The sequence below is a fragment of the Alphaproteobacteria bacterium genome, from assembly GCA_020638555.1.
GTDB lineage: Bacteria > Pseudomonadota > Alphaproteobacteria > Bin95 > Bin95 > JACKII01.
In genome coordinates, this window is the sequence record JACKII010000001.1 from 1,311,538 (window position 1) to 1,335,781 (window position 24,244).

The following is a 24,244-nucleotide window of genomic DNA, read 5'->3' on the forward strand; positions in this document are numbered from 1 at the left end:
TGGCGCCGGCCGGCGATGGCCCCGCGGCCTCGCGTGTCCTGGACGTCGAGACACCGCCCCCTCGCGTCTAGCGTTTGCAGATGAGGGCTGCCGGCCGCCGGCCGCGCCTTCATTCGCGGTATTCGTCACCCATTCTGCAAATGTTTCGATACGAGGACCCACTTATGGGCAAATCCCCGATATTTTGTGCGCCGCGCATCCTGGCCGTAGCGGCGGTCGCCTCCCTCCTTTCGCTGCCGGCTCTGGCGTCCGGCTCCCATGCCGGCGGGCATGGCGACGGACACGGCGGCGGGCATGGGGGCGGCATGGCCATGCAAGGCCAGCCCGGCGAGGCGGCCAATGTCTCGCGCACCGTGAATGTCGTCATGCACGACAATTCCTACGAGCCGGGCAGCATCTCGGTTAAGCCGGGCGAGACGGTCCGCTTCAAGATCCGCAATGCCGGCGAACTGGTGCACGAGTTCAATATCGGCACCGCCGCCATGCACGCCGATCATCAGGAAGAAATGATGATGATGATGCAGCAGGGCGTGCTCATGCCGGACCATATCGACCGGATGGCGGCCCGGCACATGCAGAAGACCATGGGCCACGGCATGCACAACGATCCGAACAGCGTGCTGCTGGAGCCGGGCCAGTCCGGGGAGGTGATCTGGACCTTCCCGAAGCAGGCCGCGGCCGAGATCGAATTCGGCTGCAACGTGCCGGGCCACTACCAGTCCGGCATGCACGGCCAATTCCGGATGCCGGGCCAACCCCACACGAGCGGCGGTTCCTGACCGCCGGGCGAGGCATTCGGTGCATTGCGCCGGGTGCCCCCTCTCCGATCCAAGCTTCCAACAGAGGATAGACGATGGAGACCATCGGCTTTGTCCGGGCCTGTGCGCTCGGTCTCGGCCTGGTTGCGCTCCCCATGGGCAGCGCTTCCGCCGACACGTACAATCTCACGGTCGACCGGGTGACGGTCGACACCGGCGACTTCACCAAGACCGGCGTCGGCTTCAATGGCCGCGCGACGCCGACCGTCCTGCGCTTCCACGAGGGCGAGGCGGTCACGATCAACGTCACCAACAACCTGTCCGAGGATACCTCGGTCCACTGGCACGGCTTGATCCTGCCGTTCGACCAGGACGGCGTGCCGAAGATCAGCTATCCCGGCATCGCGCCGGGCCAGACCTTCACCTACCGTTTTCCGATCCGCCAGGCCGGCACCTACTGGTTCCACAGCCATAGCGGCTACCAGGAACCGGACGGGGCCTATGGCGCCATCGTCATCGCGCCGAAGGAGGGCGAGCCGGTCCGCTATGACCGGGATTATGTGGTGCAACTGGCCGACGCGCATCCGCACCCGGGCAACCGCATCATGCGCAACCTGAAAATGATGCCGGACTATTACAACCGCCGCCAGCGCACGCTGTTCGACTTCCTGCGCGACTCGGAGGAGAAGGGGCTGGGGCCCGCGCTCGCCGACCGCCGCGCCTGGGGCGAAATGCGGATGATGCCGACGGATATCGAGGATCTCCAGGGCTTCACGCCGCTGATCAACGGCAAGGGGCCGGACCAGAACTGGACCGGCCTGTTCAAGCCGGGCGAGCGGGTGCGGCTGCGCTTCATCAACTCCTCGGCCATGACCTATTTCGACATCCGCATTCCCGGCCTGAAAATGACGGTGGTGCAGGCGGACGGCAACGCTGTCGAGCCCGTGCCCGTCGACGAGTTCCGCATCGCCGTGGCCGAGACCTATGACGTGGTCGTCCAGCCCTCGGACGAGAAGGCCTACACGATCTTTGCCGAATCCATGGGCCGGACGGCCTTTGCCCGCGGCACGCTCGCGCCGCGGCCGGGCATGCGCGCCGCCGTGCCGGCACTGCGCCCGCCGGGGCTCCTGACCATGGCCGATATGGGCATGGCTCATGGCGACATGGCGGGCATGGACCATGGCAGCATGGCCGGAATGGACCATGGCGACATGGCGGGCATGGACCATGGCAGCATGGCCGGAATGGACCATGGCGACATGGGCCAAGGCTCGGACGCCCAGACGCACGCCATGCCGGACGGCAGCCAGATGCCGGGGATGGACCATTCGGGCCATGCCGGGATGGCGGCCGCCGCCAGGCCGGACCCGTTTTATGCGCCGGGCAGCGGCCTCGCCCCGCAGGCGGCGCAGGCCGGTGGCAAGATGCTGTCCTATGCCGACCTGAAGGCGCAGCGCCCGCTCTATGCCTACCGCGAGGCGACGCGCGAGATCGAACTCCGCCTGACCGGCAACATGGAGCGCTATATCTGGTCGATCAACGGCGTGAAATACGAGGACGCCGAGCCGATCCGCCTGCAATACGGCGAGCGCGTGCGCTTCAAATTCGTCAACGAAACCATGATGACCCACCCGATGCACCTGCACGGCATGTGGTCGATCCTCGACAACGGCAACGGCGCGTGGAACCCGGTCAAGCACGTCATCAGCGTCGCGCCCGGCACGACCGTCACCACCGAGACCGAGGTGGATGCGCCCGGCCAATGGGCCTTCCACTGCCATCTTTCCTACCACGCCGACAGCGGCATGTTCCGAAAGGTCGTCGTCGAGGGCGGTCCGGGCAAGGCCCGTTCCACCGCCTCGGCCGCGCCGGTCACCGGAGGCTGAAGCCATGCGGAAAATCTTGTGCACTGCCGCCGGGGCCCTGGCCGTCGCCATGGCCACGGCCCTGCCCGCCATGGCCGAGGAGCCGTTCTGGGGGGTCCAGGCCGAGCAATTGGAGGCCCGGCTGACGGAAGGGTCCGATGTCCTCGCCTGGGATTTCGACGCGCTCTATGGCACGGACGAACTCAAGCTGGTCTGGCGCAGCGAGGCCGAATACGCGACCGCGGACGACCGGTTCGAGAAGCTGGAAAACCAGATCCGTCTGCAAACCCCGATCTCGACCTTTTTCGACGCGGTGGCGGGGTTCCGGGCGGATACGCCGGCCGGGCCGGACCGCTATTCCGGCGTGATCGGCCTTCACGGCCTCGCGCCGCAATGGTTTGAGATCGACCTGGACCTGTTCGTGTCCGACAAGCCGTCGCTGCGGTTCGAGGCGGACTATGAGGCCCTGATCACCAACCGCATCACCCTGACGCCCAGCGTCGAGGTGGACCTGCCGTTCACGGACGACCACAAGCGGGATATCGGCGCCTTCGGCCCCAGGATCGAGGTGGGGGCCAGGCTCAGCTACGACCTGATCGACCGCCTGGTCTCGCCCTATGTCGGCGTTCACTACGAACAGAAGTTCGGCGAAACCGCAAACCTGGCCCGGGCCGCCGGCGAGGATTCCGGCACTGTCTACTTCGTCGTCGGAACCCGGATCCTGTTCTGACCCGAACCCCCGGCGGCGCCTCGCCGCCGGGGTCTTTCCCGGCCCCGCGAATTTCGGGCGCTCCTGCGACCCGGAAACCGCGTCAGGCGGCCGCGCGCGCGGTGGCCTTGGCGTCGGCCTTGTCCGTCTGCGGCGGCGGATCGCGCAGCACATAACCCCGTCCCCAGACGGTTTCGATATAGTTCTCGCCGCCGGTCGCCATGTTTAGCTTCTTGCGCAGCTTGCAGATGAAGACGTCGATGATCTTCACCTCCGGCTCGTCGATGCCGCCATAGAGATGGTTCAGGAACATCTCCTTGGTCAGGGTCGTGCCCTTGCGGATCGAGAGCAGTTCCAGGATCTGGTATTCCTTGCCGGTCAGATGCAGCGGCTGGTCGTCCACCTCGGAGGTGCGGGTGTCGAGATTGACGGCGAGCCGGCCGGTGCGGATCACCGATTCCGAGTGGCCGCGGGCCCGGCGGATGATGGCGTGCACGCGCGCCACCAGTTCCCGCCGGTCGAACGGCTTGGTCAGATAGTCGTCGGCACCGATGCCGAAACCCTTGATCTTGCTGTCCGGCTCGGCCAGACCCGACAGGATGAGGGTCGGTGTGTCCACCTTGGCCGACCGCAGCCGGCGCAACACCTCATAGCCGTCGATATCCGGCAGCAGAATGTCGAGAATGATCAGGTCGTAATCGTAGAGCTTGCCGATTTCGAGACCGTCTTCGCCAAGATCGGTCGTGTCGCACACGAAACCATCCGCCTTCAGGATGGCTTCGACGGTTCGCGCTGTCGCGTTGTCGTCTTCCACAATTAAGACACGCATTCGCCTTACCTCGGTTCGATTCGGTTCTCAAAGTGTCATGCTTAATATCACCTTATCTTTGCATTCTTAACAAGAACTAAATTTTTGGTTGTATTTCTGGATATACAGCGAACGACCGAGGTGCGCGATTTTGTTGTCATTTCGGCCGGTTGGTCGAAGCGACAGAGGGTACTACCCGCATAGGTTGTGGCGAATCGGTTAACCGTCGTTGGCTTGGCGGTACTGGCCGGCCCGCGTCGTGCGCAATCCGGCCAGACCGTAGGCCTCGACCAGGCGTTGCCAGGACGCGATTTCCTCCTGGCTCAGATTGTAGCGCGTGCACGCCTCGTCGAGGGTCAACAGCCCGCCGCGAACCGCCGCCACGACCTCTGCCTTGCGGCGGACGACCCAGCGTTTGGTGTCCGGCGGCGGCAGGGTTTCCAGGGTGAGCGGTTCGCCGGTCGGCCCGATGACGCGGCGTGGCGTTTTGGTGGCTTCGTGCTGCATGGTTGGTCAGAACCCGATTGACGGTGCCATGCCGTCCTGGCTCCCTCCGCTTTGGCCGGACTCTAACGCCGCAGGGTTGCCAAACGCCTAATGTCGGCGGATTTGCGATGAGATATTGGGTGCGGATGTCGTATTATGTTACTGTTAAGAAAAGGGTCCGGCGGATTGCGCTTTCTCCGTGTATGCGTACGGCGGTGCATGTTGCTGATTTCGTGGGCACAAACCGACCAAAACTGCCACAATCAAAGCGTTGACCCGCCGCCCGGAACGCGGTAACAGCCCCGCCTAGGCATTGTACTTTCGGCTAGGGGAGGCCGCATGGAAGTCGTCCTACCGCCGGACTATCAACCGTCCGAGCAGGAAGAGTTCATGAACCCGCTACAGGTGGAGTATTTCCGACAGAAGCTTCAGGAATGGCGCGACCAACTGCTTGAGGAAGCCGAGCAGACGCTGAATTCGCTGCAATCGGACAGCCTGGCCCAGCCGGACTGGACCGATCGGGCGTCGATGGAAACCGACCGGGCGCTGGAACTGCGCACCCGGGATCGGGCGCGCAAGTTGATCGTCAAGATCAACGAGGCGCTGAACCGGGTCGAGGATGGGTCTTACGGCTTTTGCGAGGAAACCGCACAGCCCATCGGCATCAAACGGCTGATGGCGCGGCCGATCGCGACGCTCAGCATCGAGGCGCAGGAACGGCACGAACGGATGGAGCGCTCGCACCGCAACGATTGATGCCGGTCAGCCCGAGGCGGCCGGCATTTTTGCGGTGTGGGTCTTCACGGTTTGTCAACCAAAACGGGTATGATTAAGGTGTTACGCACCTTTCCCTGCCCGAAGGTTGCGCCATCGCCATGCCGCAAACGCCTCTTTCCGCACGATCGGCGCCCGGCTCGCTGGAAGCGACCCGGGCGGTTCGCCGCGCCCTGACGGCCGGGATGGCCGGCGCGGTGCTGGCCGGTCTTTCGGCCGCCGCGCTTGCGGCCGGTGGACCTGTTGCGGTCGGTGCCGCCGGCGGTGCGGCCGGTGTCGTCCTGGCGCTGCTTGGCGGCGGCCGGGCCTGGAAGCGCGTCGGCGACCGCCCGCCGCCTGCCCCGCCGGTTGACGGCCATGCGCCGGTCATTCCCCGCCCGCCGGCCCCGAACCGCTTGGCGCCGGGCACCGGACCCTCCCAGCCGATCCCCTCGCTTTCCCCGTCCTCGCTTCCCCCGTCCTCGCCCCAATTGTCGCCGCCGGCACTGCGCGGCCTGTTCGAGGACGGCCCGATCGGCATCGCGGTCCTGGCCGACGACGGGCGGGTGGTCGAGAGCAATGCCGCCTTCCGCGACCTCGCCATGGACCGGAGCCCGGGAAATGAGGCCGGCAAGGCGGACGGCCGCAGCGGCGGCGCGATCTGCGACCGCATGGCCGCGCAGTCGGGTGAGGGCCTGGCCGAGCGCCTGACCGATCCCGCTCCCGGCAGTCTCGACGTGACCTTTGGTCGGGAGGACGAACGCTGCGGCACCCTGTTTCTCGGCCCGCCGGAAAGCGGGCGCCGGGTGCTGCACCTGATCGAGACCACCCACCAGAAAAAGCTGGAAGTGCAGTTCGCCCAGTCGCAGCGCATGCTGGCCGTGGGCAAGCTTGCGGGCGGTATTGCCCACGATTTCAACAACCTGCTGACCGCGATGACCGGGTTTTGCGATCTTCTGCTGTTGCGGCACACGCCGGGCGACCCGTCGTTTGCCGACATCATGCAGATCAAGCAGAACGCCAACCGGGCCGCCAATCTGGTGCGCCAGCTCCTGGCGTTCTCGCGCCAGCAGACCCTGCAACCGCGGGTGCTGACCCTGGCGGACGTGATCGCCGACCTTTCCAGCTTGTTGCGCCGCCTGATCGGGGCCGGCATCACGCTGCGGGTCGAGCACGGGGCTTCGGTCGCGCCGGTCCGCGTCGACCGGGTTCAGCTCGAACAGGTGCTGATCAATCTCGCCGTCAACGCCCGCGATGCGATGGCGGGGCAGGGCGAACTCACCATCAGCAGCCGCGACGTCCGGCCTGACCAGGTCAACGACCCTCCGCGCCAGCCGCCGCTACCGGCCGGACGCTGGGTCCTGATCGAGGTGCGGGACAGCGGCACCGGCATTCCGGCCCGGCATCTCGACCGCATATTCGAGCCCTTCTTCACCACCAAGCCGGTGGGGGAGGGCACCGGGCTCGGCCTGTCGACCGTCTATGGCATCGTCAAGCAGACCGACGGCTATATCTATGCGGAGAACGCGCCGGAGGGCGGTGCGGTCGTCAGCGTCTACCTGCCGGCCCATGACGGCGCGGCCGAAGCGGTCGATGCGGCCGCGTCGAACCCGTCCGACCTCACCGGCCAGGGCGCGGTGCTGTTGGTGGAGGACGAGGACCCGGTGCGCCTGTTCGCGGCCCGCGCGCTGCGCAGCAAGGGCTATCGCGTCACCGAGGCGCGGACGGGGCTGGCCGCCGTCGCGCTGTTGGAGCAGGCGACGGAGCCGTTCGACCTGCTCATCACCGACGTGGTCATGCCCGAAATGGACGGCCCGGCCCTGATCGAGCGGGTGCGCGCGAACTGGCCGCAAACGCGCGTGATCTGCATCAGCGGCTATGCCGAGGGCGCGTTCCGCGACAAGCTGAGCGAATTCGACGATGTGCGTTTCCTGGCAAAGCCGTTCAGCCTCCAGGAACTGGCGGGCAAGGTGAAGGACGTGCTGGCCGCGTGACGTCGGCCACGGCGATTGCGATTCGCCGGCGGTGATTTGGCGGGTCTTCGGCGCACGCCGTTTCATTCCCGTTTCATCCCGGAATAGGCCAATATATTGCTATTAAATCCTAATTTCTGGTGTGAAAATGGTGTATACAAAGAACATTGCGCGAAAGAACAAAATGTGCACAATGGGGCGTTGCCAACGCGCCGCGGCGCGTGCGATGATGGAGGTAGTGGATGACCGATACAGTTCTACGTTTGGTTGAGAGCCGCGACATGGATAAGAAAAAGGCATTGGATGCCGCGCTGAGCCAGATCGAGCGGGCCTTCGGCAAGGGCTCGATCATGCGCCTCGGCGACAACGACAAGAAGATCGAGATCGAAGCGGTGTCTTCCGGCTCGATCGGCCTTGACATCGGGCTTGGCATCGGCGGCTTTCCCCGTGGTCGCGTGGTCGAGATTTTCGGGCCGGAAAGCTCCGGCAAGACCACGCTCGCCCTGCATCTGGTGGCGGAGGCGCAGAAGGCCGGCGGGTCGGCGGCCTTTGTCGATGCGGAGCACGCGCTGGACCCCGGCTACGCCCGGAAGCTGGGCGTCAATCTCGGCGAATTGCTGATCTCGCAACCGGATACGGGCGAACAGGCGCTGGAAATCGCCGATACGCTGGTGCGCTCCGGCGCGCTGGACGTGGTGGTGATCGACAGCGTCGCCGCCCTGGTGCCGCGGGCGGAACTGGAAGGCGAGATGGGCGATTCCCTGCCCGGCCTCCAGGCCCGGCTCATGAGCCAGGCGCTGCGCAAACTGACCGCCTCGATCAACAAGTCGCGCACCATCGTCGTCTTCATCAATCAGATCCGCATGAAGATCGGCGTCATGTTCGGCAATCCCGAAACGACCACCGGCGGCAATGCGCTGAAATTCTATGCCTCGGTCCGCCTCGATATCCGCCGCATCGGCCAGATCAAGGACCGGGACGAGGTCGTCGGCAACCAGACCCGGGTCAAGGTGGTGAAGAACAAGATGGCGCCGCCGTTCAAGGTGGTCGAGTTCGACATCATGTATGGCGAAGGCATCTCCAAGACCGGCGAACTGCTGGATCTGGGCGTGTCCGCCGGCATTGTCGAGAAGTCGGGCGCCTGGTTCTCCTGCGAGGGCAAGCGGCTCGGCCAGGGGCGGGAAAACGCCAAGAACTTCCTGCGTGAGAATCCCGATATCGCCGGCCTGATTGAAAAGCGCATCCGCGCCAATGCCGGCCTGGTGGTCGACAAAATGCTGACCGGCGAGCCCGAAGGCGACGAGGGCGACGGCGACGGTGCCGAGGCGGCGGCGGGTGGCTCCCTGGTCTGAGGGGCGGCGCCGGCGGTCGTAAGGGGCGCGCGAGCGCGAGCCGGCGGCGGTCCGGCCTGCGCCTGCGCCAGTGGTCGCCTGGACACAAACCCGCTTGCGCGATAAGGGAAGGCTTGCGGCACGGCACCCCGTCGGCGACGGTGTGACGCGCTGCCAGCAATTTCGAACAACAGGCCCAGGCACCCATGGCGACGACCAGCGACATCCGCGCGACCTTCCTCAACTATTTTGCCAAGAACGGGCACGAAATCGTGGATTCGAGCCCGCTGGTGCCGCGCAACGATCCAACCCTGCTGTTCACCAATGCCGGCATGGTGCAGTTCAAGAACGTGTTCACCGGCGTCGAACATCGGCCCTATGCCCGCGCTACCACCTCCCAGAAATGCGTGCGCGCGGGCGGCAAGCACAACGACCTGGAAAATGTCGGCTACACCGCCCGCCATCACACCTTTTTCGAGATGCTGGGCAATTTCTCGTTCGGCGACTATTTCAAGGATGCCGCGATCGAGTTCGCCTGGAACCTGGTGACCGGCGAATTCGGCCTGCCCAAGCAGAAGCTGCTGGTCACCGTTTATTCCGAGGACGAAGAGGCGGCGCGGCTCTGGAAGCGGATTGCCGGCCTCTCCGAAGACCGCATCATCCGCATTCCCACCAGCGACAATTTCTGGGCCATGGGCGACACCGGCCCCTGCGGTCCGTGCTCCGAAATCTTCTATGACCACGGGCCGGAGATCTGGGGCGGCCCGCCCGGCTCGCCGGAGGAAGACGGCGACCGTTTCATCGAGATCTGGAACCTGGTCTTCATGCAGTACGAGCAGGTGACCAAGGAGCAGCGGGTCGACCTGCCGCGACCGTCCATCGACACCGGCATGGGTCTGGAACGCATCGCCGCCGTGCTGCAGGGCAAGCACAACAATTACGACATCGACCTGTTCCGCGCCCTGATCCTGGCCTCGGCCGAGGCGACCGGCGTCGATCCGGACGGGCCGCAGGCGGCCTCGCACCGGGTTATCGCCGACCATCTGCGCGCCGCGAGCTTTCTGATTGCCGACGGCGTCCTGCCCTCGAACGAGGGCCGGGGCTATGTGCTGCGCCGCATCATGCGCCGCGGCATGCGCCACGCCCATCTGCTGGGCGCGCAGGACCCGCTATTGTACCGGCTGGTGCCGGAACTGGTGCGCCAGATGGGTACCGCCTTCCCGGAACTGGTTCGCGCCCGGCCGCTCATCACCGAAACGCTGAAGCTGGAGGAAGAGCGCTTCAAGCAGACGCTCGGCCGCGGCCTGCGCCTGCTGGAGCAGGAGACCGACAGCCTCGGCGCCGGCGACCGGCTCTCCGGCGATGTCGCCTTCCGCCTGTACGACACCTATGGCTTTCCGCTCGACCTGACCCAGGACGTGCTGCGCGCGCGCGAGATCGCGGTCGACACCGATGGGTTCGACGCCGCCATGGAACGGCAGCGGGCCGAGGCACGGGCCGCCTGGGCCGGCTCCGGCGAGGCGGCGGACGAGGCGATCTGGTTCGACCTGCGCCAGGAACTGGGCGCGACCGACTTTCTCGGCTATGGCACGACCGAGGCCGAGGGCGTGGTGGTCGCCCTGGTGGCCGACGGCCAGCGGGTCGAGCGGGCGGAGGCGGGCCGGCAGGTGGCGATCCTCACCAACCAGACCCCGTTCTATGGCGAGTCCGGCGGCCAGGTCGGCGACACCGGCCGCATTGTCGGCGAGGATGGGCGCGCCACCGTGCGCGAGACCCAGAAAAGGCTGGGCGACCTGTTCGTTCACCTCGCGACGGTGGAGGAGGGGACGCTGGCCGTCGGCGATGCGGTCGCGCTCAGCGTGGATACGGCCCGGCGCAACGCCATCCGCCGCAACCACTCGGCCACCCACCTGCTGCACGCAGCGCTGCGCCGCGCCCTCGGCGATCATGTCGCCCAGCGCGGCTCGCTGGTGACGCCGGATCGGCTGCGCTTCGACATCTCCCACCCCAAGCCGGTCGACGCCGACGAACTCGCCCGGATCGAGGCGGAGGTGAACGAGCGCGTGCGCCTGAACGCGCCGGTCACCACCCGCCTGTTGCCGACGGAGCAGGCGATCGAGGCCGGCGCCATGGCGCTGTTCGGCGAGAAATACGGCGACGAGGTGCGGGTGGTCACCATGGGCGGCGACGACCCGGACGACGCCGACCGGCCCTATTCGGTGGAACTCTGCGGCGGCACCCATGTGCACCAGACCGGCGACATCGGTGCGTTCCTGGTGGTGAACGAGGGGGCGGTGGCCGCCGGCGTGCGCCGGTTGGAAGCGCTGACCGGCCAGGCCGCCCAGGCCTATACGGCGGAGCGGCTGCGCCTGCTGGAGCAGGCGGCGCAGCAACTGCGCACCACGCCGGACCATGTTGCCGAGCGCATCGCGGCCCTGCTGGACGAGCGCCGCAAGCTGGAACGCGAAATCGGCGACCTGCGTCGCCAGCTCGCCACCGGTGGCGGCGGCGCCAAGCCGGAGGTGCAGGAGGTCGCCGGCATGAAGTTCGCCGCCCGCAAGCTGGCGGACGTGCCGGCCAAGGATCTGCGCGGCATGGCCGACGAGGTGAAGAAGCAACTGGGCTCCGGCGTCGTCGCCATCGTCACCGTGGTCGAGGGCAAGGGCTCGCTGGTGGTCGGCGTCACCGACGACCTGAAGGACACGGTCAGCGCGGTCGACCTGGTGCGGGCCGGCGCGGCCGCCATGGGCGGCAAGGGCGGCGGCGGCCGTCCCGACCTGGCCCAGGCCGGCGGCCCGGATGGCGCCAAGGCGGACGATGCGCTGGCTGCTATCGCTGCCGCCATGGGCGGGGCCTGACCGGCTCTTTCCCCCGTCCGAGCGCGGTCATCGCAACGAAAACGCCCGCCCCTGGCACCAGGGGCGGGCGTTTTGCCTTGCCGTGTTTCAGGCCGGCGCGGCGTTAATGAAACAGGCCCAGATCGTCGACGATGACGCCGCCCGAGGCCGTGATCACGACATGGTCGACATTGTCGAACATCGCATCGCTCAGGTGCAGGCCGGTTTCCTTGTGGTCCTGGATGCGCACGGTTTCCGAGCCGACCAGCGTGCCGTTGTCATAGCCTTCGATCAGCAGGTCGACCCTCTTGCCGCTGACGGCGGTGAAGAAGCCGCTGTCGAAGTCGAAATGGGCGCTATCGCTGCGGGCGAAGCTGAAACTGTCGCCGACGCTTTCGCCGGCGAACGAGCCGCTGACCACGCCGGTCTGGCGGTTGGTCAGCACCAGGTTCGTGAAGACGAACCCGTCCTGGTCGGCGCTGCCGCCCTCGAAGTCGATCACCGTGGCGATCGGCGCCGGCGGCGGGGTGCCGGCGCCGGCAATGTCGACGGTGACCGTCGCCATGTCGCTGCCGCCATGGCCGTCGCTGATCTGGTAGGTGAAGCTGTCGGTTGCGGTCTGGCCGTCATAGAGGCTGTCGAAGGCGCCGTTCGGGTCGTAGCTGAAGCTGCCGCTGGGGTCGAACAGCACCAGCGCGCCGGAGGCCAGGGTGACGCTGCCGTCGGTGTCGCCCTCGACCGAGACCAGGGCGAGCGGGTCGCCGTCCGGATCGCTGTCCGCACCGAAGCCGTTGTCGGCCAGCAGGTTGCCGGAGACCGTCGCGGTTTCGGTCGTGGTGAAGGCGTCGCTGTGGGCGACCGGGGGCGTGTTGCCGCCGGGCAGGATCTCCGTGTGGGTGGTGAAGGCCAGGTTGTCCGCGTAGATCTCGCCCCTGGCGCTGATCTCGACCCGGTCGATGGAATCGAACGCGGTCGAGAATGCGCGGTCGGCACTGCGGTTGCCGAACGCGTTGAAGCTGTCGGTGCCCACCAGAACGCCGTCGTCATAGGCAGCAATGTCGACGCGCACCCGGCCGCCGGCGGAGATGAAGGACGCCGCGTCGAAGTCGAAGTCGGCGCCGCCGGCGGTGATGACGAACTGGCCGTCGGCACCGGTCGCGCCATAGGCCGCGCCCGAGAGCGCCGTGCCGGCAACCACGGTCAGGCCGGCGAAGATCAGATTGTGTTCGCCGGCATAGCCGCCGGCGGGCACGCCCTCGAAATCGATCAGCACGGGCTCCGCGACCGTCTGGGGCGAGACACCGGCGATGGTCAGGGCGACCGTGGCGCTGTCGCTGCCGCCCTGGCCGTCCACCACGGTGTAGGTGAAGCCGTCGCTGGCGCTCTGGCCGGTTACCAGCGCATCGAACGCGCCGTTGGTGTCGTAGCTGAACGTGCCGTCCGCGTTCACGGTCAGCAGCGCGCCGGACGCGAGGGCGATGGTGCTGCCGACGGCCGCCGCACTGCCGTTCACCGCCGCCACGGCGAGAACGCCGCCATCGGCGTCGCTGTCGTTCGCCAGCACATTGCCGGCAATCGGGCCGGCCTCGTCGCCGGAAAACGCGTCGTTGACCGCGACCGGGGCCTGGTTGTCGAAGGCGCCGTTGATGGTGATGGAAACGGTCGCCTGGTCGCTCTTGTTGCCGTCGGTGATGGTGTAGGTGAAGCTGTCGGCGCCGGTCTGGCCCACGTCCAGCGCGTTGAAGGCGCCGTTCTGGTCATAGGCGACGGTGCCGTCGGCATTCAGCGTGACCCGCGCGCCGGAGGCCAGCATCACCGTATCCCCGGCGATCACGGCCTGGCCGTCCAGCATGGTGATGCTGAGCGGGTCGCCTTCGGGGTCGCTGTCGTTCGCCAGCACCGCCAAGCCCGACAGCACCACGTCCTCGTCCACCGTCACGGTGTCGTTCACGGCCACCGGCGGCAGGCTGTCGAAGGCGCCGTCGATGGTGATGGTCACCGTGGCCGAGGCGGTATCGCTGCCGTCGCTCGCGGTGTAGGTGAAGCTGTCGGTGCCGGTCTGCCCCACATTCAGGGCGTCGAAGGCGCCGTTCTGGTCGTAGACGAAGCTGCCGTCGCTCGCGACCGTCAGCAGCGCGCCCGAGGCGAGGGCAATCGTGCTGCCGACATTCGCGGCCGAGCCGTTGACCGCGGCGACGCTCAGCGCCAGCGGCGCGGCGTCGGGGTCGCTGTCGTTCGCCAGCACATTGCCGCCCGTCAGCACCACGTCTTCCGTGACGCGGTAGGCGTCGTCGCTCGCCGTCGGCGCGATATTCGGGGCGAAGGTCGCGGCGATGTCGGTCCAGGAGACGGTCACGTCGGCGAACACCAGGGTCTCGACGCTGCTTTCCACCCGGTCGGTGTCGGCGGCGGTGACTTCCAGGAATTCGCCGAACAGGCCGAAGGAGTAGGCAGAGTAGTTCGCGGTCAGCACCAGCTGGTCGAGGCCGGTGCCGCCCAGATAGGTGTCGTTGCCGGCGCTTTCCAGGAAGATGTCGTTGCCGCCATTGCCGGTGAACGTGTTGTCGGCGGCATTGCCGGTGAAGACGTCGTCGCCGCTGCCGCCCTTGGCGTTCTCGATCAGCGAGCGCGCGTCGCCCTGATACTGCAGGGCATTGAACAGGTGGCCGCGGGCATAGGTGACCGGGTTGCCGGCATAGCCGAAATCCAGCATGGCCCGCTGGAAGTTGCCGTTGGCGTCCAGGTCGACATAGCCGCCGGGCGTCAGGTCGACATTCAGCGACGTGGTGTAGTTCGAGAAGTCGTAGGTGTCGTTGCCGTTGCCGTCCCAGACGGTGCGGAACACGCGGTTGCCGCCGGGCGTGCCGGTGCCGATGCCGTCGACGAACATCTCGCCGGTGGTGGTGGAGAACGAGTAGACCGTGTCGCCGGCATTGGTGGCGAAATTGGCGCCGTACATGCGCTGGATCGCGGCGACGTCCAGCATCATCAGGCTCTGCGAATAGCCCCAGGTCTCGTTGGCATAGCCGTAGGTCAGCGGCTTGCCGACCCAGGACCGGTAGGTCATGACGCTGTATTCCATCGAGTCGAACTCGTACGGAATCGCGCCCGGGCCGCTGGTATCCTGGCCGTGCTTCAGGCCGAGCGCGTGGCCCAGCTCGTGCAGGAAGGTGTGGTACTGGTAGTTGCCGATCTGCGGGCTGTTATAGCCCGAGGTGTTGAAGAAGGCGTCGCCGCCGACCGGGTTGGTGCTGGGATAATAGGCATAGGCGGTGCCGGGCGCGTCCGAGCGGGCGAGGCGCAGGTCCGCGTCGATCACCCGTTCGCCGGCATTGTCGCCCAATTCCTCGAATGTCAGGCCGCTGATGGCGGCATACTGGCCGAGCGCATCATAGGTGACGCCCATCTGGGTCGCGTTGAAGCCGCTGACGCTGGCGATGGCGGTGCTGTCGTAATAGTTCGCCTCATAGTCGGCGGCGCTGGAGGCGAAGCCGAAGGTCAGCGCGGTTTGCTGCCAGTAGCTGCCGCTGATCAGGGCATCGACGCCCTGGTCCGCATCGCCGGTGTTGGTGTCGTACGGAAAGCTGCCGCCGGTCGCCTGTTGCGAGTCATAGGTCGGAAGGTTCGCGTCAAAGTTGAATATGGAAATATTCAAATCGTGCAGCTTCTGCCACGCGATTGGGTCCATACCGTCGGGCGGCGTGCCATCGCGGCCGGGCGCGGCGAGATCGTCGAGCGAAAAATGCCCCTTCGCTTCATTACAGGCGCTACAACCGCATCCGTAAGATCCCGTATGCGCGAGCGAATATTGTTCGCCATCAGGCTTGGTCATTAGGGAACCCTTCTCCAGGTTATTCGCCGCTTTTGTGCGTTTTGGGGTATCGGCGGCTTGATCATAGGGATGGGCAGCCGATTGCCAATGGGCCTTCTATCATACGTATGGTTGTGTATAGAATAAGGGAAAGAGCGTAGCGCGACGGATGATGCGGGCCGGTTCCCGACAAAACGGGCGACGAAATTCCGGTACGACCGCAGGTGACGGTGCGCTCCGGACAAGTTTTGGTCCGAAAGCGAATAATTTCAGTCGACACGTACGGGTTGTCGGCAATGCATGCCCAACGCCTGTGGCGGCGCTGGGCGAGGCGAAATGCCACTCTCCGGCCGTGGGTCGGCCTCGGACCCGGTGGCCGGACCCGTCGGGTGTCAATGACGCATGGGGAACAGCAGAGACGGAGCGATTCTGGGCTCAGGCGGCCGGCCCGGCGTCCCACAGCCCCTGATAGGCGAACAGCGCCGGCGCCCCGCCGGTGTGCCAGAAACACACCCGCTCGCCATCGGGCAGGACATGGCGGCGGCGCAGCGCCAGCAGGCCGGCGAACACCTTGCCGGTATAGACCGGGTCCAGCACCACCCCTTCCGTCCGCGCCATCAGGGTGATGGCGTCCACCAGGGCCGGGCTCAGGCGGCCATAGCCGGGGGCGAGCGCGTCGTCGAACACGGCGATGTCGTCCTCGTGTACCGGGTTTTCCATCCCCAGCAACTCGCCGATCTCGCGGCAGCGGTCGAACAGGCGCGGGATCTGGGCGCCGGCGTCGCGGCGCACGCACAGCCCCAGCACCGGGTCCTGGCAGCCCAGCGCGCGCAGGCCGAACAGCAGGCCGCCATGGCTGGCGCCGCTGCCCGACGCGATCACATGCACCGTGTGCGCCCGGCACTGCGCGCGATACTCGATCGCCGCCTGGCAATAGCCGAGCGCACCCAGCGGCCGGTGGCCGGGGCCGAGCGGGATCACATAGGGTTTGCGGCCCGCCGCACGCAACTCCTCGGCCCAGGCGGCCAGCGCCCGGTCGGCGCCGGCCTCGTCCTCGCCGTGCGGATAGGCGCGCAGTTCCGCACCGAACAGCCGGTCCAGGAACACGTTGCCGCCCGTGTGGTAGAGCGGATCGTCGGTCGCGACGCGCTCTTCCAGTTGCAGGCAGACGCGCAGGCCCAGCCGCGCGCCGGCCGCGGCGATGGTGCGCAGCACGTTCGACTGCACGGCGCCGGTGATCAGCACTGTGTCCGCGCCTTCGGCTATGGCCTCGCCTAGATAGACGGCCAGTTGGCGCACCTTGTTGCCGCCCATGCCGAGGCCGCCGATATCGTCGCGTTTCAGCCAGAGGTCCAGCCCCAGCCGGTCCGACAGGCGCTGCGCCCGCTCCAGCGGCGTTGCCATGGCCTGGCCGAGCGGGGCTTGCGGGAAACGGGCGAGGGCGGAAGCGAGGTCTTGCATCACGAATTGCTCCGGGCGAGCCATAAGCCACTGGCAATGATGAGGGCAGAGCCGCCCAAGGTCCAGACCGCCGGCACCTCGCCGAAGGCCAGCAAGGCAAACACGGCGGCATAGACCAGGGTGGAATAGAACAGCGGCGCCAGCAGGCTGGCCTCGCCCTCGCGCATGGCGGCGATCATCAACACCTGGCCGGTGACCGTGATGGCGCCGATCAGCGCGATCAGGCCGGCCTGCTCCCAGGTGGGCACGGCCCAGACGAAGGGCAGGATGGCGGCGGTGATCAGCAGGCCGCCGCCATTGGTGTAGACCATGGCCGTGCCGACGGCGTCGCGCTGGGCGACGAAGCGGGCGCAGGTCACTTCCACGCCCATGGCGAGCGCGGCGGCGAACGGCACCAGCGCCATGGCCTGGAACGTCTCCGGCGTCGGTCGCGTGATCAGCAGCGCGCCGGCAAAGCCCAGTGCGACCGCGCCCCAGCGCGCGCCGCGCACCCGCTCGCCGAGAAAGAGCGCCGCCAGCAGCAGGGCGAAGAACGGGCTCGCGTAGGAGATCGCGGTGACGTCGGCGACCGGCAGATGCGCGACGCCGATGAAGATGCACGTGGCCGAGATCACGCCGCCGCCGGCGCGCAGCAGGTACATGGCCGGCACCGCCGAACGCGCCTCCGCATGCCGGGTTGCCAGCAGCGGCGCCACCAGCAGGAACCCGGCCAGATAGCGGCCGAAGGTGATCAGCAGCGGGTGGATCGGGTTTTCGGCCTGGGTTTCCGCCACCAGCCGCGCGACCACGTTGGTCGCGGCGAAGAAGGCGCAGGCGAGCAGCACAAGGAGAATGGGCCGCATGGGCGCCGACGGACCTTCCGCAGGAGTGAACCGCCCGAGAGCCTACCAGGGCGCCGCGCCAGGGGAAGCCCCCAAGTCCTCCACCCGTCAACCTTTCGGGAGGGCAAGGGGCGGGGTGGGGGCCGGGCGGAGGTCGGGCGGGTTGCCGGAACGCCGCGTCACGCGCGGGGGATGATGGCGCCGGGCGCCTGGATCACCCGCGCGGCGAGGCGCTGGCCGGCCATGGCGGCGGCCTCCGCCGGCTCTCCCGCCAGGCGGGCGGCGAGATAGGCGCCGTTGAAGGCGTCGCCGGCCGCGGTGGTGTCCACGACCGCCGCCACCGGCTCGGCCGCCAGCACCGTGCCATCGGACAGGTGGACGCCGCGCGCACCGTCCTTCACCGCTGCCTCCTGCACGCCGAAGCTCTGCAACTGGCGCAGTGCTGCGGCCGGGGTGGCCGAGCCGAACACCGTGCGCATGTCGTCCAGTCCCGGCAGGGCGATGGTGCTCCAGGCGAGCGCGATCTGCAGGGTGGAGGCGGCTTCGGCCAGGTCCTCCCACAATTGCGGGCGGTAATTGATGTCGAAGGCGACCTGGCCGCCGGCCTCCACCACTTCGCGCATGGCCTCGAACACGGCGAGCCGGCTTTCCACGTCCAGCACCGCCAGCGAAATGCCGGTCAGGTAGAGCCATTTCGCCTGGCGCAGGTCGGCCAGCGCGGCGGTCGCGTCGCGGCCGCGGAACAGGTCGCGATAGGGGGCGGCGTCGCGCCAGTAATAGAAGCTGCGCTCGCCCAGGGCGTCGGTGGCGATCCAGTAGAGGCCGGGCACGCGGCCGGGTATGCGTCGGACCGCGTGGCAGTCGATGCCCTCGTCCCGCCAGGCATGGATCATATCGGCGCTGAACGGGTCGTCGCCCAAGGCCGTGACATAGCGCACGTCCGCGCCGCTGCGGGCGGCATAAATGGCCGTGTTGAGCGTATCGCCGCCGAAGGCCCGGACCGCCGTGCCGTCGGGGCGCTCCGAGAGTTCCAGCATGCATTCGCCGACACAGACGAGCGGATGGCGGGACATGGGATCGGAGCCTTTCATCGCGAACGACGGTCTCCGGGCGAGGGCGCGCGGACAACCCGTAGGGACGGAAATACACGCGAACCGCCCCGGACAAAACCGGAAACCCGACAGGCTTCTGTACCCCGGAGGTGGCGGCGCCGCCATCCGGGGCCGGTCGCGGCGAGCGAACACTGGCGCCTTGGGTGTTCGATGACGGCCACCGGTCCCGGATCGGCGCTCCGCCCCGTCCGGGAAACACCGGGCGCCTCAGGCGTCGGTGGCGCGAAAGGAGGGGCGGTCGCAGAACTGCCTCGCCCGACAGGCTTCTGTACCCCGGAGGTGGCGGAGCCGCCATCCGGGGCCGGTTGCGGCGAGCGAACACCGGCGCCTTGGGTGTTCGATGACGGCCGCCGGTCCCGGATCGGCGCTCCGCCCCGTCCGGGAAACACCTGGCGCCTCAGGCGTCGGTGGCGCGGAAAGAGGGGCGGTCCACCATGCGGGCCTGCCAGGCGGCCAGGCGCGGATGGGCCGTGCGCCAGTCCTCGCCGATGCGGCGGTCGTAGAAGTCCAGCGCCACGGCGACCAGGATGCGGCCGAGGCTGATCTCGCGCGCTTCCAGCGCGTCCGCCTGCGCCTCCAGGGCATCGAAGCAGCGGCTCTGCCGTTCGGTTTCGAGGGCGACGAAGCCGGGGGAGCGCTCGTTTTCCGGCCGCCGCCCTTCGCGGGTGCGCCAGGCGATCGAGTCGAGAAAGGCGTGGGCGAAGCCGTCCAGCGCCTTGTCCTGCCAGTAGGCGGGGTCGCCCTCCGGCTGCAACAGGGACGGGTTGCCCAGCCGGTTCAGATAGTCCGACACCGCCGTGGACTCGACCAGCACCAGCCCCTGGTGCGGTCCGTCCTCCACCACCAGGCACGGCACCTTGCCCGTGGCGCTGTGGGCCAGCACCTCGTTTTCGGCGGTGCGGAGCTGCGACGGCACTTCGGTGATCTGGCCGGACAGGCCCTGTTCGTGGGCAACGATGCGCGCCTTGCGGGCAAACGGAGAGGTCGGGGAGATATAAAGGGACATGCGGGGCATGGGGGTTCGCCTTTGCGATCGGAGGGTCAGGGGGTGTTGCCGCGGTCCTCGCGCCAGAGGTCGAGCTTTTCCTGCACGACCCGGTCGGAGAAGCCGAAGACGACGGCGTCGGTGCGGGCGCGGTGGCGGCGCCAGGCCCAGCTGGGCGCGACCAGGACGTCGCCCGGGCCCCAGCGGAAGGTCTCGCCGCCGATCTCGCTCTCGCCCTCGCCCTCGGCCACGCAGAACACGGTGGCGTCGGTGGCGCGATAGGGCCGGGTCTCGAAGCCGGCGTCGAAGGCCTGGAGATAGGCGGCCATGGTTGGCATGGCGTGGCCGCCGGTCAACGGGTTGACATAGCGCAGGCGCCGGCCGTGGCAGGCATCCAGCGGCGCGGCGGCAACCGCGGCCTTGGAGCGGTCGTAAGGGTAGTGGAACACCGGCGAGGTCTGGCCCGGCGGGGTTTCGTCCGGCAGCATGGCGCTGCCATAGCGGGCCAGGCTCGCGCCCGGCGGCTCGGTCGGGGTGCGCGCCTTCTCGGCCGAGCGTTCGGCAAAGCTGGTGTCCAGCAACTGGATCATCGGAATGTCGAGGCCATCGAGCCAAACCACCGGCCCGTCGCCCAGATTGCCGTGGTCGTGCCAGCCCCAGGTGGGCGTGATGACGAAGTCGCCGGGCCGCATCGTGACCCGCTCGCCCGCCACCGTAGTGTAGCCGCCCTCGCCCTCGATCAGGAAGCGCAGCGCCGTCTGGGCGTGGCGATGGGCCGGCGCGATCTCGCCCGGCAGCACCAGTTGCAGGCCGGCATAGAGCGAGGTGGTGGCGCGGCTCAGGCCGGCCAGGCCCGGGTTTTCCAGCACCAGCACCCGCCGCTCGGCTTCCTCGGCCGAGATGATGGCGCCGGAGGCGAGCACGTGCGGCCGCACGGCCGGATAGGACCAGTGCACCGGCCGGCAGCCGGACTGCGGCTCCGGCGTGATCAGGCCGGCCATCACCTCCCAGAGCGGGGTCAGCGACTGGGGCCGGATCGTGTCGTAGAACGCGGCGCGCTCGGCCGCGGTGTCGGCGGGAGGAGTGTCGGCGGGTGGGGCCATGGGGCGGCGGGCCTCCCTCGCGGGGGGGTGGGAACAGGTGGTCAGCCTATCAGACCGAAACCGGATGCGGTAGCGCCGCGTTGGCCAGCCCGTTACCGGATTCGGGTCGGCGGACTTCGCCAAAATCGCCACGGGTTCCGTGGGATAAGGCCGTGGCGATGCCGGCCCTTTCAATGAAAATCCCGCGACGGCACCGGAAACCGCTTGCGGCCTTGCTCCGGCCGGACCGCCGTATCGGCGGGGGTGGGTGGGCCGTCCAGGTCGCCGAGCCAGTGCGAGCGGTCCTCCAGGCGCTCGGCCACCACGTGGATCACCAGCCCCTCGCGCTGCAACCGCCCCCGCACCCACAGCAGCCGCGCGCCCATGACGATGGCCCGGTGCGCCTCGAACACTTTCGGCCAGACGATGACGTTGGCGATGCCGGTTTCGTCCTCCAGGGTCGCGAAGATCACGCCCTTGGCGCTGCCCGGCCGCTGCCGCACCAACACCAGGCCGGCGACGGTCACCGGACGGTCCGCCGGCAGGTGCGGCAGGCGGTTGCTCGGCGCGGCTTCGGGCAGGCGCGGGCGCAGCAGCGCCAGCGGATGCCGGCGCAGCGTCAGGCGCTGGCGGCGATAGTCCTCCGCCACCTGCTCGCCCAGGCTGGCCTCGGGCAGAAGCACCGCCGGCTCCGCCCGGCCCTCGCCGGCGGCGGCGAACAGCGGCAGGTCCTCGACCGACGGCGGCAGCGCCCGCACGGCCCAGAGCGCCTGCCGGCGGTTCAGCCCCAGCGAGCCGAACGCATCCGCCTCCGCCAGGCGTTCCAGCGCGGCGGCGGAGAGCCCCGCCCGCGCCCGCAGCTCCGCGACCGCGCCATAGCCGCCGGCGGGCCGCGCCGCCACCAGGGCGGCGGCATCCGCCTCGCGCAGCCCCTTGATCTGCCGCAGCCCCAGCCGCAACGAGCGCTCCGGCCGGGCCGCGGTCACGCCCCAGCCGATTGAGCCCCGTGCCGGCCCCGGCCCGGCGCCGGGCTCCAGCGTGCAGTCCCAATCGCTGGCGTTGGCATCCGCCGGCAGCACGCGCACGCCGTGTTCGGCCGCATCGCGCACGATCTGCGCCGGGGCGTAGAAGCCCAGCGGCTGGCTGTTCAGCAGGGCGGCCGCGAACACTTCCGGATAATGGCATTTCAGCCAGGACGAGACATAGACCAGCAGGGCGAAACTGGCCGCATGGCTTTCGGGAAAGCCGTAAGTGCCGAAGCCCTCGATCTGCTTGAAGCAGCGCTCGGCAAAGTCGCGGTCATAGCCGCGCGCGACCATGCCGCCGACCATCTTGTCGTAGAATTTGCCGATGTCGCCGCCGCGTTTGAACGTGGCCATGGCCCGGCGCAGCCGGTCGGCCTCGTCCGGGGTGAAGCCGGCGGCGACGATGGCGATCTTCATCGCCTGTTCCTGGAACAGCGGCACGCCCAGGGTCTTGCCCAGCACCCGTTCCAGGTCCGGCGAGGGGAATTCCACCTTCTCCCGGCCCTCGCGCCGGCGCAGATAGGGGTGGACCATGTCGCCCTGGATCGGCCCGGGCCGGACGATGGCGACCTCGATCACCAGATCGTAGAAATTGCGCGGCTTCAGGCGGGCCAGCATCGACATCTGCGCCCGGCTTTCCACCTGGAACGTGCCGAGGGAATCGGCGCGCGACAGCATTTCATAGGTGGCCCAGTCGCCCTCCGGCAGGCTGGCAAGGCCCAGGTCGCGGCCATAGTCGGTGCGCAACAGGTCGAACGCCTTGCGCACGCAGGTCAGCATGCCGAGGCCCAGCACATCCACCTTCAGAATGCCGAGCGCGTCGATGTCGTCCTTGTCCCATTCGATCACCGTGCGCTCGGCCATGGCGGCGTTCTCGACCGGCACCAGCGCCTCCAGGCTGTCGCGGGCGATGACGAAGCCGCCGGTGTGCTGCGAGAGATGGCGCGGAAAGCCCATCAGCTCGCGCGCCAGCGTCAGGGTCAGGGCGATGCGCCGGTCGGTCGGGTCCAGGCCGGCCTCGGCCACGCGCTGTTCCACCACGTCGGTGTCGTGCGAGCCCCAGAGGCGGCCGCCGATCGCGCCCACCGTGTCCGGCGACAGGCCCATGGCCTTGCCCACATCGCGCAGCGCGCCGCGGCCGCGATAGGTGACGACCGTCGCCGTCAGCCCGGCCCGGTCGCGGCCATAGCGGCGATAGAGATACTGGATCACCTCCTCGCGCCGTTCGTGCTCGAAATCGACGTCGATGTCCGGCGGCTCGTCGCGGGCGGCGGAGACGAAGCGCTCGAACAGCAGGTCGATGCGCGCCGGATCGACCGCGGTCACGCCCAGGCAGTAGCACACGGCCGAATTCGCCGCCGAGCCCCGCCCCTGGCAGAGAATGCCCTGGCTGCGGGCAAAGCGGACGATGTCGGTGACCGTCAGGAAATAGGGCGCATAGCCCAGCGTCTCGATCAGGCGCAGCTCGCCCGCGATGGCATCCGTCACCTTGGCCGGCACGCCCGCCGGATAGCGCCGGGCCGCGCCCTCGCGGGTCAGGCGGGCCAGGGTCTGCTGGGCGGTCTCGCCTGCGACCAGGATTTCCGCCGGGTATTCGTAGCGCAGTTCGTCCAGCGAGAAGGTACAGCGCTCCGCCAACGTCCGCGTGTGGGCGAGCGCCTCCGGCCGTTCGCGGAACAGGCGGGCCATTTCCGCCGGCGGTTTCAGGTGGCGCTCCGCATGGGCGGCCAGAAGGAAGCCGGCCCGGTCGATGGGGGTGCGGTGGCGGATGCAGGCCAGCACGTCCGCCAGTGGCTTGCGGCCGGGGGCATGCATCAGCGGCCGGTTGGTCGCCAAGAGCGGCAGCCGGTGCCGGTCCGCCAGTGCTGCGTCCCCTGCCAAGCCGTCGCTGCCGTCGAAGCGCGGATGCGTGGCGAGATAGAGGTTATGGCCCAGTTCGCCCTTCAGCCGCGCCGCCAGCGCATCGGCGTCGTCCGCGGCGGGGATCGTCTCCGGCAGCAGGGCGAGTGCCAGCCCTTCGGCCTGCTCCAGCATGTCGGCGAGGTCGAGCCAGCAGGCACCCTTCGGCGCCCGCCGCCGGCCGCGGCTGATCAGGCGCGAGAGGCGGGCATAGGCGGCGCGGTCCTCGGGCCAGGCGAGCAGGCTCGGCCCGTCCGGCGGTCGCGGCCGCTGGTCCGGACCCAGCGGTTTGGCCGCGTAAGCCGCCACGTCCCGCACCAGGTCCAGCCGGGCGCCGACCACATAGCGCAGCCCCGCCCGCCGGGCCGCCACATGGCCGCGCACCACGCCGGCCAGGCTGTTGCGGTCGCAGATCGCCAGCGCCGAAAGCCCGAGCGCCGCCGCGGCCACGGCCAGTTCGTCCGGGTGCGAGGCGCCTTCCAGGAAGCTGAAATTGCTCTGCGCGCCGAGTTCGGCATAGGCGGCCAT

General features: G+C 68.4%; 16 protein-coding genes. 7 read left to right on the forward strand and 9 right to left on the reverse strand.

Translation table 11 applies throughout. The features are described 5' to 3' along the window. Nucleotides 1-164: 164 nt before the first annotated feature. The 3 genes from H6844_06010 (at nucleotide 165) to H6844_06020 (ending at nucleotide 3,353) form a co-directional block, all read left to right on the forward strand. Complete coding sequence (locus H6844_06010) at nucleotides 165-779, forward strand: cupredoxin domain-containing protein (GenBank protein ID MCB9928951.1); 615 nt, start codon at nucleotides 165-167, stop codon at nucleotides 777-779. A gap of 74 nt (nucleotides 780-853) precedes the next feature. Beyond that, nucleotides 854-2,644 (forward strand): copper resistance system multicopper oxidase, encoded by a 1,791-nt coding sequence (locus H6844_06015; GenBank protein MCB9928952.1) that lies wholly within the window; start codon nucleotides 854-856, stop codon nucleotides 2,642-2,644. A gap of 4 nt (nucleotides 2,645-2,648) precedes the next feature. Further along, entirely contained in the window at nucleotides 2,649-3,353 is a 705-nt protein-coding gene (locus H6844_06020) for a copper resistance protein B (GenBank protein ID MCB9928953.1), read from the forward strand. 82 nt (nucleotides 3,354-3,435) lie between these two features. Here H6844_06020 and H6844_06025 read toward each other — a convergent pair whose 3' ends face one another. Beyond that, nucleotides 3,436-4,161, reverse strand: a complete 726-nt coding sequence (locus tag H6844_06025; GenBank protein MCB9928954.1) for a response regulator transcription factor — start codon at nucleotides 4,159-4,161, stop codon at nucleotides 3,436-3,438. Between the two features lie 198 nt (nucleotides 4,162-4,359). Then, nucleotides 4,360-4,647, reverse strand: coding sequence for a DUF1153 domain-containing protein (locus tag H6844_06030; GenBank protein MCB9928955.1), 288 nt, complete (start codon nucleotides 4,645-4,647; stop codon nucleotides 4,360-4,362). Between the two features lie 318 nt (nucleotides 4,648-4,965). On the opposite strand from H6844_06030, the gene dksA reads away from it, so the two are divergent. From dksA to alaS, 4 genes are all read left to right on the forward strand, one after another. Continuing rightward, entirely contained in the window at nucleotides 4,966-5,382 is a 417-nt protein-coding gene (gene dksA, locus H6844_06035; protein MCB9928956.1) for an RNA polymerase-binding protein DksA, read from the forward strand. A 119-nt stretch (nucleotides 5,383-5,501) separates the two neighbouring features. Beyond that, nucleotides 5,502-7,373 carry a response regulator gene (locus H6844_06040; GenBank protein MCB9928957.1) on the forward strand — a complete coding sequence of 624 codons (1,872 nt, stop codon included), beginning with the start codon at nucleotides 5,502-5,504 and terminating at the stop codon, nucleotides 7,371-7,373. 221 nt (nucleotides 7,374-7,594) lie between these two features. Beyond that, a complete protein-coding gene (recA, locus tag H6844_06045) occupies nucleotides 7,595-8,704 on the forward strand; it encodes a recombinase RecA (protein MCB9928958.1) in 1,110 nt (369 codons plus the stop codon). A 185-nt stretch (nucleotides 8,705-8,889) separates the two neighbouring features. Then, the gene (gene alaS / locus H6844_06050) at nucleotides 8,890-11,541 is read left to right on the forward strand and encodes an alanine--tRNA ligase (GenBank protein MCB9928959.1); all 2,652 of its coding nucleotides are present in this window, start codon (nucleotides 8,890-8,892) and stop codon (nucleotides 11,539-11,541) included. 103 nt (nucleotides 11,542-11,644) lie between these two features. Here alaS and H6844_06055 read toward each other — a convergent pair whose 3' ends face one another. From H6844_06055 to H6844_06085, 7 genes are all read right to left on the reverse strand, one after another. Continuing rightward, on the reverse strand, nucleotides 11,645-15,175 hold the full coding sequence (locus H6844_06055; GenBank protein ID MCB9928960.1) for a cadherin-like domain-containing protein: 3,531 nt from the start codon (nucleotides 15,173-15,175) through the stop codon (nucleotides 11,645-11,647). 591 nt (nucleotides 15,176-15,766) lie between these two features. Next, on the reverse strand, nucleotides 15,767-16,792 hold the full coding sequence (locus tag H6844_06060) for a D-cysteine desulfhydrase family protein (GenBank protein MCB9928961.1): 1,026 nt from the start codon (nucleotides 16,790-16,792) through the stop codon (nucleotides 15,767-15,769). After that, the gene (locus H6844_06065; GenBank protein MCB9928962.1) at nucleotides 16,792-17,634 is read right to left on the reverse strand and encodes a DMT family transporter; all 843 of its coding nucleotides are present in this window, start codon (nucleotides 17,632-17,634) and stop codon (nucleotides 16,792-16,794) included. The genes H6844_06060 and H6844_06065 overlap by 1 nt, the downstream gene beginning before the upstream one ends. Before the next feature lie 158 nt (nucleotides 17,635-17,792). Beyond that, nucleotides 17,793-18,686 (reverse strand): sugar kinase, encoded by an 894-nt coding sequence (locus H6844_06070; protein MCB9928963.1) that lies wholly within the window; start codon nucleotides 18,684-18,686, stop codon nucleotides 17,793-17,795. Between the two features lie 436 nt (nucleotides 18,687-19,122). Beyond that, nucleotides 19,123-19,740, reverse strand: coding sequence for a glutathione S-transferase family protein (locus tag H6844_06075; GenBank protein MCB9928964.1), 618 nt, complete (start codon nucleotides 19,738-19,740; stop codon nucleotides 19,123-19,125). A 26-nt stretch (nucleotides 19,741-19,766) separates the two neighbouring features. Continuing rightward, a complete protein-coding gene (gene gtdA, locus H6844_06080) occupies nucleotides 19,767-20,813 on the reverse strand; it encodes a gentisate 1,2-dioxygenase (protein ID MCB9928965.1) in 1,047 nt (348 codons plus the stop codon). A gap of 170 nt (nucleotides 20,814-20,983) precedes the next feature. After that, the gene (locus tag H6844_06085) at nucleotides 20,984-24,244 is read right to left on the reverse strand and encodes an error-prone DNA polymerase (protein MCB9928966.1); all 3,261 of its coding nucleotides are present in this window, start codon (nucleotides 24,242-24,244) and stop codon (nucleotides 20,984-20,986) included.

Excerpts from the sequence above, each read along its gene's own strand:
- H6844_06010 (MCB9928951.1), top strand. The coding sequence starts at position 165 with ATGGGCAAATCCCCGATATTTTGTGCGCCGCGCATCCTGGCCGTAGCG.
- H6844_06015 (MCB9928952.1), top strand. The coding sequence starts at position 854 with ATGGAGACCATCGGCTTTGTCCGGGCCTGTGCGCTCGGTCTCGGCCTG.
- H6844_06020 (MCB9928953.1), top strand. The coding sequence starts at position 2,649 with ATGCGGAAAATCTTGTGCACTGCCGCCGGGGCCCTGGCCGTCGCCATG.
- H6844_06025 (MCB9928954.1), bottom strand. The coding sequence starts at position 4,161 with ATGCGTGTCTTAATTGTGGAAGACGACAACGCGACAGCGCGAACCGTC.
- H6844_06030 (MCB9928955.1), bottom strand. The coding sequence starts at position 4,647 with ATGCAGCACGAAGCCACCAAAACGCCACGCCGCGTCATCGGGCCGACC.
- dksA (MCB9928956.1), top strand. The coding sequence starts at position 4,966 with ATGGAAGTCGTCCTACCGCCGGACTATCAACCGTCCGAGCAGGAAGAG.
- H6844_06040 (MCB9928957.1), top strand. The coding sequence starts at position 5,502 with ATGCCGCAAACGCCTCTTTCCGCACGATCGGCGCCCGGCTCGCTGGAA.
- recA (MCB9928958.1), top strand. The coding sequence starts at position 7,595 with ATGACCGATACAGTTCTACGTTTGGTTGAGAGCCGCGACATGGATAAG.
- alaS (MCB9928959.1), top strand. The coding sequence starts at position 8,890 with ATGGCGACGACCAGCGACATCCGCGCGACCTTCCTCAACTATTTTGCC.
- H6844_06060 (MCB9928961.1), bottom strand. The coding sequence starts at position 16,792 with ATGCAAGACCTCGCTTCCGCCCTCGCCCGTTTCCCGCAAGCCCCGCTC.
- H6844_06065 (MCB9928962.1), bottom strand. The coding sequence starts at position 17,634 with ATGCGGCCCATTCTCCTTGTGCTGCTCGCCTGCGCCTTCTTCGCCGCG.
- H6844_06070 (MCB9928963.1), bottom strand. The coding sequence starts at position 18,686 with ATGTCCCGCCATCCGCTCGTCTGTGTCGGCGAATGCATGCTGGAACTC.
- H6844_06075 (MCB9928964.1), bottom strand. The coding sequence starts at position 19,740 with ATGCCCCGCATGTCCCTTTATATCTCCCCGACCTCTCCGTTTGCCCGC.
- gtdA (MCB9928965.1), bottom strand. The coding sequence starts at position 20,813 with ATGGCCCCACCCGCCGACACTCCTCCCGCCGACACCGCGGCCGAGCGC.
- H6844_06085 (MCB9928966.1), bottom strand. The coding sequence starts at position 24,244 with ATGGCCGCCTATGCCGAACTCGGCGCGCAGAGCAATTTCAGCTTCCTG.